Source organism: Acidovorax sp. KNOB132, assembly GCF_057541515.1.
In genome coordinates, this window is sequence record NZ_BAAJYT010000116.1 from 1 (window position 1) to 11223 (window position 11223).

General features: G+C 67.3%; 9 protein-coding genes, 1 tRNA gene and 2 pseudogenes. 8 read left to right on the forward strand and 4 right to left on the reverse strand.

Features of this window, described 5'->3' with window-relative positions; translation table 11 throughout:
- From AC27IO_RS14960 to AC27IO_RS14985, 6 genes and pseudogenes are all read left to right on the forward strand, one after another.
- A pseudogene (locus tag AC27IO_RS14960) lies at positions 1-251 on the forward strand (LemA family protein); the annotation flags it as partial.
- 191 nt (positions 252-442) lie between these two features.
- A pseudogene (gene rsmB, locus AC27IO_RS14965) lies at positions 443-1778 on the forward strand (16S rRNA (cytosine(967)-C(5))-methyltransferase RsmB).
- Entirely contained in the window at positions 1768-2391 is a 624-nt protein-coding gene (locus tag AC27IO_RS14970) for a DUF4390 domain-containing protein (RefSeq protein WP_498739444.1), read from the forward strand. The pseudogene rsmB and the gene AC27IO_RS14970 overlap by 11 nt, the downstream one beginning before the upstream one ends.
- Positions 2388-4664, forward strand: a complete 2277-nt coding sequence (locus tag AC27IO_RS14975) for a sensor histidine kinase (protein WP_498739446.1) — start codon at positions 2388-2390, stop codon at positions 4662-4664. Before AC27IO_RS14970 ends, AC27IO_RS14975 begins: the two co-directional genes overlap by 4 nt.
- Positions 4665-4702: 38 nt before the next feature.
- Positions 4703-5398 (forward strand): response regulator, encoded by a 696-nt coding sequence (locus AC27IO_RS14980; protein ID WP_284431266.1) that lies wholly within the window; start codon positions 4703-4705, stop codon positions 5396-5398.
- Positions 5399-5449: 51 nt separating this feature from the next.
- A tRNA-Phe gene (locus AC27IO_RS14985) sits at positions 5450-5525 on the forward strand.
- Between the two features lie 128 nt (positions 5526-5653).
- Here the strand turns inward: AC27IO_RS14985 and AC27IO_RS14990 are convergent.
- The 3 genes from AC27IO_RS14990 to AC27IO_RS15000 all read right to left on the reverse strand — a co-directional run bounded on the left by AC27IO_RS14990 (position 5654) and on the right by AC27IO_RS15000 (position 8435).
- A complete protein-coding gene (locus AC27IO_RS14990) occupies positions 5654-5959 on the reverse strand; it encodes a cupin domain-containing protein (RefSeq protein ID WP_487089810.1) in 306 nt (101 codons plus the stop codon).
- 4 nt (positions 5960-5963) lie between these two features.
- Positions 5964-6797, reverse strand: a complete 834-nt coding sequence (locus AC27IO_RS14995) for an alpha/beta fold hydrolase (RefSeq protein WP_498739449.1) — start codon at positions 6795-6797, stop codon at positions 5964-5966.
- 189 nt (positions 6798-6986) lie between these two features.
- A complete protein-coding gene (locus tag AC27IO_RS15000) occupies positions 6987-8435 on the reverse strand; it encodes a diguanylate cyclase domain-containing protein (RefSeq protein ID WP_498739451.1) in 1449 nt (482 codons plus the stop codon).
- A gap of 335 nt (positions 8436-8770) precedes the next feature.
- Between AC27IO_RS15000 and AC27IO_RS15005 the strand changes: the two genes are divergently transcribed.
- Positions 8771-9523, forward strand: coding sequence for a tyrosine-protein phosphatase (locus AC27IO_RS15005; RefSeq protein WP_284431343.1), 753 nt, complete (start codon positions 8771-8773; stop codon positions 9521-9523).
- A gap of 95 nt (positions 9524-9618) precedes the next feature.
- Here AC27IO_RS15005 and AC27IO_RS15010 read toward each other — a convergent pair whose 3' ends face one another.
- Positions 9619-10113 carry an HU family DNA-binding protein gene (locus AC27IO_RS15010; RefSeq protein ID WP_284402479.1) on the reverse strand — a complete coding sequence of 165 codons (495 nt, stop codon included), beginning with the start codon at positions 10111-10113 and terminating at the stop codon, positions 9619-9621.
- 277 nt (positions 10114-10390) lie between these two features.
- On the opposite strand from AC27IO_RS15010, the gene AC27IO_RS15015 reads away from it, so the two are divergent.
- On the forward strand, positions 10391-11223 hold an 833-nt coding region (locus tag AC27IO_RS15015; RefSeq protein WP_498739454.1), incomplete at its 3' end, for a PhaM family polyhydroxyalkanoate granule multifunctional regulatory protein.

Sequence of the window (11223 nt, forward strand, 5' to 3'; positions counted from 1 at the left end):
TGCTGACGGGGCGCGAGGTGCTCGAGGCCGCCTGGCTGGCCATGGTGCGCGTGGCGGAGGTTCCGCCGGCGCCCGGCGAAGGCGCGGCGCTGCCCCTGTGGGCGCAGCGGTGGCAGGAGCTGGTGGCCCAGAATGCGCTGGCCACCCGGCAGTTCAACGATGCGGCGCTGCAGTACAACCAGGCCATCGGCCAGTTCCCGGCGCGCCTGCTGGCGTGGCTGTTCGGGTTCAAGGCGGCCAGAACGCTGTAGGCTGCGTGCCCATCCCCGCATCCCGGGAGGGGCGTGGATGGTTTGACATTGATTCAAGGCGTGGCCGCGAAGGCGTCCGCAACCGCAACCGGTTTTTTCCTATTCAAGACAGGCTCAGACAGAACATGACCGATCCGCAGCCGCGCCCGCCCTCCCGTTTCTTTCCACCCCCCGCGGAGGGCGAACGCCGCATGGAGCCCGCGCTGTGGCGCCAGCTGGATGCGGTGGTGACCGCGCTGCAGGCCGTGCGCGGCGGGCAGTCGGGCACGGCGGCCCTGGCCGCGGTCGAGCCGGGTCTGCGGTCCGGGGTGCAGGCGCTGTTGTTCCAGGTGCTGCGCAACCTGGGCCGGGCGCAGGCGCTGCGCAAGCAACTGGCGCCCCGCAACCCACCGCCACGGGCCGATGCCCTGCTTTGCACGGCCCTGGCGCTGGCCTGGTCGCCCGACGAGGCGCCTTACGAGGCGTTCACCCTCGTCAACCAGGCGGTGGAAGCGGCCAAGCGCAACCCGGCATCGCAAGCGCAGGCGCCGTTCCTGAACGCCTGCCTGCGCCGCTTTCTGCGCGAACGCGATGCGCTGGTGGCCGCCACCGACGGCGATCCGGTCGCCCAGTGGAACCACCCGGCCTGGTGGATCGCCCGGCTGCGCAAGGACCACCCGCAGCACTGGCAGCAGATCCTGCAGGCCAACAATGCCCACGCGCCGATGGCGCTACGGGTCAATGTGAAAAAAAACGACTCCGGCGCAATATTTACTAAGGCTGTCTGCTATCAATTTGGAAGCATTTCCCGCAGGGCCGTTCGGCATCGTCCTGGACCGCCCGGTGGCCGTGCAGCAGTTGCCGGCCTTTGCAGAAGGCCACGTCTCGGTGCAGGACACCGCGGCGCAGCTGGCGGCGCCGCTGCTGCTGGAGGGGCTGGACCTGTCGCAGCCGCTGCGCGTGCTGGACGCCTGCGCCGCGCCCGGCGGCAAGACCGCGCACTTGCTCGAATACGCGGGTGCCGCATCGCCGATGCAGGTCGTGGCGCTGGAAATCGACGCCGACCGCGCCACCCGCATCCACGAAACGCTGGACCGGGTGGGGGTGCGGGCCCAGGTCCTCGTGGCCGATGCGGCACGGCCGCAGGACGGGTGGCTGGACGCCAGTGGGGGCGGGCGGTTCGACGCCATCTTGCTGGATGCGCCGTGCACGGCCTCGGGCATCGTCCGCCGCCACCCCGACGTGCGCTGGCTGCGGCGCGAGTCCGACATCGAGCAACTGGCCCAGCAGCAGGCCCGCCTGCTTGCCACGCTCTGGCCGCTGCTGCAGCCCGGCGGGCGGCTGCTCTACTGCACCTGCTCCGTGTTTCGTGCCGAGGGTGAAGCACAGGTGCAAACGTTTCTTGCGCGCAACACCGACGCCCGTTTGCTGCCATCTCCCAGCCATTTAATACCCGGCAAACCGGACGAAAGCGGCGGCGTCTCGGAGAATCGTCCGGGTGACCATGACGGATTCTTTTACGCGTTGTTGCAAAAACATGCCGGCTGAACGGACCGCTTCGCACCCTGCCGCGTGGCTTTCGGTGGCCGTGGCTGCGTTGCTGTGCATGTGGCTGGCGCTGTGGTCCCCGGCGGTGCTGGCGCAGCCCGACGCGGGCGACCTGCGCGTCGAAGCCAACGACGAGGGCCTGTACCTGTCCACCACGCTGCACTTCGACCTGCCCGAGCTGGCGGAAGATGCCCTCTACAAGGGCATCTCGATGTACTTCGTGGCTGAGGCCGATGTGGTCCGCGAGCGCTGGTACTGGTACGACAAGGCGGTGGCCCACTCGGTGCGCTACCTGCGCCTGAGCTACCAGCCGCTCACGCGCCGGTGGCGCCTCAATCAGTCCGCCACGCCGTTCGCCAACACCGGGCTGGGGGTTGCCCTGGGCCAGAACTTCGACGAACTGGGCGACGCGCTTTCCGCCATGCAGCGCATCAGCCGCTGGAAGATCGCCGACGCGGACGAGGTCTCCGGCGGGCCCTATACCGTGCATTTTCAGTTCCGCCTCGACATGTCCCAACTGCCCCGCCCGTTCCAGATCGGCGCGGTGGGGCGCTCGGGCTGGGACCTGATGCTGTCGCGCAGCGTGCGCGCCGTGGCCGAGCGCGCGCCATGACCGACGACCACAGCGTTCCCCGCACGCCCCAGCAAGCCCGTGCCTCCCGCTGGGCCCTGGGCGTGGGCGTGGCGATCATGTGCGCGATCGGGCTGGTGCTGCTTTTCCTGCTCACCGTCGCCACCAACAACCGCGCGCTATACGAGCGCAACTACGCCTGGCTGTTCGGCCTGAACGTCCTGGTGGCCGTGCTGCTGCTCGCCGTGCTGGTGTGGGTCGTGGTGCGCCTGGCGGTGCGGCTGCGGCGGGGGCGGTTTGGCAGCCGCCTGCTGGTCAAGTTGGCGGGCATCTTTGCGGTCGTGGGGCTGCTGCCCGGTCTGCTGATCTATGTGGTCTCCTACCAGTTCGTGTCGCGCTCCATCGAAAGCTGGTTCGACGTGAAGGTGGAGGGTGCCCTGTCCGCCGGCGTCAGCCTGGCCCGGGTCACGCTGGACACGATCGCCAGCGACATGGCCATGCAAACACGCACCGCCAGCAGCCAACTGGCGCAGGTGCCCGACGCGGCGGCCGGTGTGGTGCTCGAACGCATCCGCGACCAGTTGGGGGCCAGCGACGTGGTGCTGTTCAGCACGGCGGGCCAGCCGGTGGCCAGTGCCGGGCAATCCCGGTTCGATCTCAGCCCCGAGCGGCCCAGCGCCCAGTTGCTGCGCAACGCGCGCCAGCAGCGCGCCACCTTTCAGATCGAGGGGCTGGACGACATCGCCGACCCCGCTGCCGTGCAGAACGCGCGGGTCAAGACCCTCGTGGCCGTCGGCAACGCCAGCGTGGGGCTCCTGGTGGAACCCCGCTACCTGCAGGCCACGCTGCGGCTGCCGCAGGTGCTGGTGTCCAACGCCATCGCCGTGCAGGAAGCCAACCGGGAGTACCAGGAGCGCGCCCTGGCCCGCGAAGGGTTGCGGCGCATGTACATCGGCACGCTCACCCTGAGCCTGTTCCTGGCCGTCTTCGGGGCCGTGCTGCTCGCCGTGCTGCTGGGCCGCCAACTGGCACGCCCCCTGCTGGTGCTGGCCGAGGGCGTGCGCGAGGTCGCATCGGGCAACCTGAGCCCCAAGGCCGTGCTGCAGGGCAACGATGAATTGGGCGGGCTGACCCGCTCCTTCGCCGTGATGACCCAGCAGTTGTCCGACGCCCGCACCGCCGTCGAGCACAGCATGGGCGAGGTCGATGCGGCGCGGGCCCACTTGCAGACCATTCTGGACAACCTCACCGCGGGCGTGATCGTGCTGGACGCCGAGGGGCGCATCCGCTCCACCAACCCCGGCGCCACCCGCATCCTGCGGGCCCCCATGGCCGCCTTCGAAGGCCGGCCGCTGGCCGACGTGCCCGGGCTGGCCGAATTCGCCAGTGCCGTGCAGGGCCACTTCGAGGCCTTCCTGGGCGACCGCGAGCAGCATGGACTGGACCACTGGCAACATTCCTTCGACCTTTACGGCTCGCCCGCCTCGGGCGTGGCCGCCAATGGCACCAGCCTGGTGGCCCGGGGGGCGGAGCTGCCCAACGCGTTGCGCCTCCTGGTGTTCGACGACATCTCCGAAATCGTCTCGGCCCAGCGTGCACAGGCCTGGGGCGAAGTCGCCCGGCGCCTGGCCCATGAAATCAAGAACCCACTCACACCGATCCAACTGTCCGCCGAGCGCCTGGAGATGAAGCTCTCCGGCAAGCTGCCGGATGCCGAGCAGGCCGTGCTGACCAAATCCGTGCGCACCATCGTCGATCAGGTGGATGCGATGAAGCGGCTGGTCAACGAGTTTCGCGACTATGCCCGCCTGCCCGCGGCGGAATTGCATGCGCTCGACCTGAACGCCCTCGTCACCGACGTGCTGCAGCTCTACGGCGCCGAGAACGCGACCGTGCCCGTGGAGGCCGAACTCGATCCCCGTTGCCCCGAGATCGCGGGCGATGCCCAGCAACTGCGCCAGGTCATCCACAACCTGCTGCAGAACGCGCAGGACGCCAGCGAGCCCACCCGCGAGCAGGGCGGGGCCGCCGGCGCACCCGTGCGCATCACCACGCGCTGGAGCCAGTCGTCGCGGCGCGTGCGGCTGACGGTGACCGACTGCGGAACCGGATTTCCCAACCACATCCTTCAGCGCGCCTTCGAACCGTATGTAACCACCAAGCCGCGAGGCACTGGCCTGGGACTTGCTGTAGTGAAGAAGATCGCCGACGAGCATGGGGCCCGTGTCGATCTTGTCAATCGGGTGGAAGAAGGGGTGGTGCTGGGCGCGCAAGTGTCGCTATCATTCGCCCCTGGCCACGTGGTGGCACATTAACAACACTTGGAAACGTATCGCGAGGCTGATCAAAACCCATGGCAAACATTCTGGTGGTCGACGACGAACTGGGCATCCGTGACCTGTTGTCGGAAATTCTGAACGACGAAGGGCACAGCGTGGACCTCGCAGAGAACGCCACGCAGGCCCGCGCCGCCCGTGCCGCCAATGCGTACGACCTCGTGCTTCTCGATATCTGGATGCCCGATACCGATGGCGTCTCGCTCCTCAAGGAATGGGCCATGGCCGGCACGCTGACCATGCCGGTCATCATGATGAGCGGCCACGCCACCATCGACACTGCGGTCGAAGCCACCCGCATCGGCGCCTTTTCCTTCCTGGAAAAGCCCATCACGATGCAGAAACTCCTCAAAGCGGTCGAACAGGGCCTGGCGCGCAGCGCCGCCCAGCCGGCGGCATCTGCCACCACGGCGGCCGCCACCCCACCGCCCGCTGCTGCCATCCCAACCGCACCCGAGGCACAGGGCGCTCCGGTGGCGGCCTTGCCCGTGGTGACGAAAGACCCCGGCCCGCATGCGCACCAGGGCTTCGATCTGGACCGGCCGCTGCGTGAAGCCCGCGACGGTTTTGAGAAGGCGTACTTCGAATTCCACCTGGCGCGCGAAGGCGGTTCCATGACACGCGTGGCCGAAAAAACGGGCCTGGAGCGCACCCACCTGTACCGCAAGCTGCGCCAACTCGGCGTGGACCTGGGCCGCGGCAAACGCAATTAAGTCGTCAGAGTTTCAGAACGCCTCTTTTTTCTGGTTATAATTTGAGGCTTAGGCCCGGTAGCTCAGTCGGTAGAGCAGAGGATTGAAAATCCTTGTGTCGGTGGTTCGATTCCGCCCCAGGCCACCAGTCATTAAAGCCCTTGGTTCTTGCGAACCAAGGGCTTTATGCTTTGGGCGGGTCTTTACGCTGTCGTTCTGGGTCGGCTTGCTGTTGCGCCACCACTGCAATCCCGCAATCCCAAGCATCCCGCCGATTCAAGCCGCACTCGACCGCCGCGCCACCCAGTACGTGGCTCCATCCGGGCCGTAACGCTCCTCGTGCGGTTCCAGCCGATCCAGTTCGAACCTATCACCGGGCACCAGGTGGCGCGTGGTGCCCGACTGCGTCAGCCACATCTCGCCCGCCACCACCAATGCACTCGCATGAAAATCGTGCCGATGCTCCTGCACGATTTGCTGCGGGGCCCAGGTGCGAACGAGTGCCTGCTCGTAGCCTTTCGCCAGCGCCTGGCGCTCGAAGTCTTCGAAGGTCGCGGGAATGGGGGCGTGTGGCTCGGCCATGGCGTCAGCTTTTCAGGAATGCGATCAAGGCGGCGTTGAATTCCTGCGCATGCGACAGGTTGAAGCCATGCGGCGCCCCGGCGATGACCTTGAGCATGCTGCCAGGAATCGCCTTGTGGGTGCGGGCGCCGCTCACTTCCAGCGGCACGATCGCGTCGGCATCGCCGTGAAGGACCAGCGTTGGGACCTTCACGCTTTTCAGGTCTTCGCGGAAGTCGGTTTTGCCGAAGGCTTGGATGCAGTCGAGCGTGCCCTTGGGCGATGCCATGGCGGCGATGTCGCGGGTGTACTGGCGCTGTTCCTCGCTGACCTTGAGCTTGCCGTCCACGCTGAAGAAGTTGTGCGTGAAGTCTTCCAGGAACGCCATCCGGTCTTGTTTGACGCCTTCCTGGAATTGCGCAATCGTCGCGTCGTCCAGTCCGCCCTCCGGGTTGTCTGCGCTCTTGTAGAGGTAGGGCGGAACGGCGCCCGCGAAGACCAGCTTGGCCACGCGCTGGCTGCCGTATTTCGCGATGTACCGCGCGAGTTCGCCGCCGCCCATCGAGAAGCCGACCAGCGTGGCACCCGTGAGATCGAGGCCGGTCATCAGCGCATCGAGGTCTTTTGCGAAGGTGTCGTAGTCGTACCCCTCCCAGGGTTGCGACGAAGCACCGAAGCCGCGGCGGTCATAGGCGATCACGCGGTAGCCCGCTTCGACGAGTGCTGGGATCTGGGCTTCCCACGAGCGTCCACTCAGAGGCCAGCCATGGATGAGCACGACGGGGGCGCCCTGTCCGTAATCTTCGTAGTGGATCTCGACGGGATGGCGGGCGCTGGATTCGGTTTGGAGCTTGGGCATGGGGGTGCGGACCTCGGCAGTGGTGGATGTGAGCGGGGAATGGGTGAAGGAAGTCCATTGGGTCCAGAATTTCAAATCACGTCAATCAGACCTGTCCTACTCAACCGCTGGCGCGTTCGGTCCTGCTCTCAGGACGGGCTGCAACGCAATCACCTTCGCGAGCGCGGTGACTGCGGTGGCGGCGCGGCATCACGTCGGCGGTGTGCCCTCGTACACCTGCAGCCCGCTGGCCTGCTGCTTGGCGCTGTACATGGCGAGGTCGGCGCAATGCATTACCTGCGCGGCCACGGTCGAATTCTCGGGCGAGCGCGCGATGCCGATGCTGGCCCCGACGTTCACCCACTGGTCCGGGCGCACCTGGATGGGCTGCCGGATGGCGTTGACGATGGCGGCGGCGGCCTCCCGCACGCGCGGCAGGTCCTGCGAGCGCATCAGGATGGCGAACTCGTCTCCGCCCAGGCGCGCCAGCGTGTCCGACGAGCGCACGTGCTTCTTGGTTCGCAGCGCCACTTCCTTCAAGACGGCATCTCCCGCTTCGTGGCCGTAGTTGTCGTTGATGGCCTTGAACTTGTCGAGATCCATCAGCAAGATCGCGTATCCGGTGTTCAGGGCCTGCTGGTTCTGCTCGGCGTTCTGCAGATTGATCTCGAACAGCCGCCGGTTGGCCAGATGGGTCAGCGCATCGCGGTGCGCCACGTTCTCGAGCGGCACGACCACCCGGTTGGTGATGAGGTTCGCGGCCAGGATGGAGAGGAACGAACTGAACAGGATGCTGGCGGCGAACAGCGCCTCCAGCCGCAGGAAAGGCGAGAAGACCGGCGCAAACGGCTTGGCCACCACGGCAATGACGTTGGAGCCCTGCAGCCCGCCCAGGTTGATGACCTTGGCCCGGTACTGCGCGCCGTCCGTACCTTCCGCCGAAAAATTCTCGGACGACTGCGCATGCTCGTGGATGCTGCGGTTGAGCACGATGCCGGGCAGGGTCGAGGTGTGGATGACGAAATCGCCTTCGCTCTCCTGCGAAAGGAACGCCATTTTCAGTTGCGTCATCTTGGTGAACTGCTCCACCGCCATGGTGTTGACGCGGTAGCCCAGGAAGATGTTCATGATGGGCATGGGGGCGCTGATGGTGGCCTTGACCCAGTTGTAGAGCACGGGCGTGTGCTCCCCCGCAGCCAGCGGCCCGATGCTGCGGCCGGTCTCGCTGATCTCGGTCGCCAGGGCCTCCAGCGTGGCATCCAGGTCCATGTCGCGCTCGTTCAGAAGCTGGGTCGCGGAGGCGCGGGCCACGACCTTGTGGTTGAGGTCCGTGAGGACGATCAGCTCGGCCCCCGTGCGGGCCAGCTGGCTGGCCAGCGCCGACTCGATGGTTGCGCGGTTGCCGTTGGCGATCGTGTGCTGCAGCCCGTAGTCTTTCGTGACCAGGAGCGAGGTCTGCTGCCGGTTGTCCTTGCGCGTGGCGGCCGTGTACAGGAAGGTCTGCGCCCCGCCTTCCAGCGCGGAGTCCACGCTTTCCAGCGCGATGTTGCGGTTGGCAAAGTGCAGGAAGACGAACGCCACCACCTGGACGATGATCAGCGCTGGAACCAGCAGCATCAGGAGCTTTCTGGTGGAAGCGTTCGCCAGCGTCTTCTTCATGGATGCAAGCCTCCTCCTGAAATTATGGAATGGAAGGCCGGACCGTGGACGGTCGCTGGCCTTGGATTCTTCATGTACCTCTCCGCTTCGAACCCGGCCCCTCGCGCCGGGGACCGCTTGGCAGGGGCCGGCATTCGCCCTTGCGTTCTTTCTCCGTGCCTCTTTCTGTGCACTTGCATCCATGCCACCGCCATGGCTTCCAGCGGGGTCGGGTGCTCCGTAGCCAGTATAGGGGGCGCCTTGCGATTGGGGCAGGGGTTCGCCTGGGATGGGCTTTGCGGGCGATGCGCTTGCGGCCCCCTCCGGTCCGCGCGCCTTTCGCATAAAGTGGCTGCATGAGCGACTCACCTTCCTACACCCGTTCGCTGAACCTGCTGGGCGCCACGAACTTCCGCGATCTGGGCGGCTACCCGGGCGAGCAGGGTCGGCCCGTGCGCTGGCGCCGCCTGTTCCGCTCCGACCACCTGGCCGCGCTGACCCCCGAAGACGCGCGGGCGCTGTCGGCGCTGGGTCTGGCGCGCGCCGTGGATTTCCGGGGGGAGCACGAGCGCGCCACGCTGGCCTACGTGCTGCCGGACGTGGCTTATTACCCGCTGTCCATCGAGCCCACGGTGGTGCAGCGTGCCAAGGAGATGGCGCTGTCGGGCCACACGCTCACGCCCGAGATCGCGATGGGGCTGATGCGCGACACCTACCGCGCTTTCGTCGCGCACAACACGCGCGAGTTCGCCGCGCTGTTCGAACACCTGCTGGACAACGACACGCCGCTGGTCTTTCACTGCACCGCGGGCAAGGACCGCACGGGCTTCGCGGCGGCGCTCATCCTGCTGGCGCTGGGCGTGTCGCGCGAGGTGGTGATGCAGGACTACCTGCTCACCAACGGGCTGTATCGGCGGCCCGCGCAGGTGAACGGGGCTGCGCCGGAGGCGGTGCTGAACGTGCTGTGGCGCGTGCAGCAGGACTTTCTCGAAGCGGCGCTGCAGGCCGTGGACACGGACCATGGCGGCGTGCTGCGCTACCTGGAGCAGCGGCTGGGCGTGGGCCCCGGCGAGCGCAAGCGCCTGGCGCAGTGGTATCTGGAGCCCTGATAAGAACGCGGTGCGCATGAAAAAAGCCGGCACACGTGCCGGCTTTTTGCAGGGGCTGGCGGTGCCGCCAAGGCACCGCGGAGCGCACTGGTCGATCAGACCGTGGCGTCCTTGAGCTTCTTCAGCGCGCGGGTCTTGATCTTGACCGAGGCGGGCTTGGCGGGGAACCAGCGCTCGGCACCCGTGAACGGGTCCTTGCCGAAGCGCTTTTTCTTGGCAGGCACTTGCTGCAGGCCGATCTTCATCAGGCCGGGCAGCGTGAATTCGCCGGAGCCCTTCTTGTGCACCGACGCCAGGATGGCCGATTCCAGTGCTGCGAGCACGGCCTTGGCGGCCTTGGGCTCGACGCCGGCCTGCTGTGCCAGGTGGGCGATCAGCGAGGTCTTCGTGAACACTTCCTTCAGCGGCTTGAGCGCGGCAGGGGCGGCCTTGGCGGCGACGGGGGCCTTGGCCTTGGGGGCTGCGACCTTCTTCACGGGAGCGGCCTTCTTGGCCGGTGCTGCGACCTTCTTGGCCACGGGGGCTGCAGCCTTCTTTGCTGCGGGAGCGGCCTTCTTTGCAGGCGCGGTGGTTTTCTTTGCAGTTGCCATGGTGTTGGTATTTCTCGGAAAAAGTGGTGAACATTCCAGCATGCTGGTCGCCGGATTCTAGGGGGTTTGCATCGGCGGGCGCGGGCCGCACGCGGATTGCACGCTGCAAGCGGCATGGATGCTGGGTTCGAAGGCCCCGAGGCGCGCGCAGAAAGCGGTGCCGGCGAGGTGCCCTGCCGATGCTGGGACCATGCCCGCGGCGTTGGCCCCGCGGGTCAATCGCGTTAAGCTGTCCCATCCCCACCGGCGCCATGCAGCGCATCGCAAAGGAATGGCCATGAGCGACACATCCCCCTTCGGTTTCGGCAGGTTCGTGCCGGGCTTCGACTTCCTCCAGAACCTGGCCAAAGGCGCGCCGGGCGGCGTGCCGCAGATGCCCAGCCTGTCGAGCTGGGTGGCCCCGACGATCAGCGTGGAAGAACTGGAAAAACGCATCGATGAATTGAAGGCCGTGCAGTTCTGGCTGGAGCAGAACTCGCGCGCGTTGAGCGCCACGGTGCAGGCGCTGGAGGTGCAGAAGATGACCCTCGCCACGCTCAAGGGCATGAACGTGGCGATGGGCGATCTGGCCGGTGCCTTCGCGCCCAAGCCATCGCCTGCGGCGCCCGCCCCCGAGCCCGCACGTGCCAGCCCCGCCGCCTACCGCGAGCCCCAGCGCGAGCCACCGGCCGAGGCGCCCGCTTCCGAGTCCGCGGCCGAAGAAGACGCCGCCAGCGACCACGCAGCCGCAGGTGCGGCGTCCACCGCGCTGCCCGGCGTCGTGGACCCGATGCAGTGGTGGGGTGCATTGACCAGCCAGTTCCAGCAGATCGCGGCCCAGGCGATGGGCGATGCGTCGCACCAGGCCGCGGTGGAGGCCACGCGCGGTGCGGCGGCCGAGGCCTTCAAGACCGCCACCGACATGGCCACGCAACTGGCCTCACAGGGGCTGCAGGGCGTGCAGGAGGCCGCGCGCATGGCCCAGGCGCCGCAGGGTGCCAAGGCGGCAACGGCCCGCAGCCGCCAATCTGCCGCGCCCCGTACCGCAGCCCCTCGCACCCGGCCGGCGGCTGCTCCGAAGAAGGCGGCCGCCAGGAAACCGGCGGCGGCGCCTTCTCCAGCGGCCCGGCG

Bases quoted from the DNA above. Each gene is read 5' to 3' on its own strand.
- AC27IO_RS14970 (WP_498739444.1), top strand. From the start codon at position 1,768: ATGCCGGCTGAACGGACCGCTTCGCACCCTGCCGCGTGGCTTTCGGTG.
- AC27IO_RS14975 (WP_498739446.1), top strand. From the start codon at position 2,388: ATGACCGACGACCACAGCGTTCCCCGCACGCCCCAGCAAGCCCGTGCC.
- AC27IO_RS14980 (WP_284431266.1), top strand. From the start codon at position 4,703: ATGGCAAACATTCTGGTGGTCGACGACGAACTGGGCATCCGTGACCTG.
- AC27IO_RS14990 (WP_487089810.1), bottom strand. From the start codon at position 5,959: ATGGCCGAGCCACACGCCCCCATTCCCGCGACCTTCGAAGACTTCGAG.
- AC27IO_RS14995 (WP_498739449.1), bottom strand. From the start codon at position 6,797: ATGCCCAAGCTCCAAACCGAATCCAGCGCCCGCCATCCCGTCGAGATC.
- AC27IO_RS15000 (WP_498739451.1), bottom strand. From the start codon at position 8,435: ATGAAGAAGACGCTGGCGAACGCTTCCACCAGAAAGCTCCTGATGCTG.
- AC27IO_RS15005 (WP_284431343.1), top strand. From the start codon at position 8,771: ATGAGCGACTCACCTTCCTACACCCGTTCGCTGAACCTGCTGGGCGCC.
- AC27IO_RS15010 (WP_284402479.1), bottom strand. From the start codon at position 10,113: ATGGCAACTGCAAAGAAAACCACCGCGCCTGCAAAGAAGGCCGCTCCC.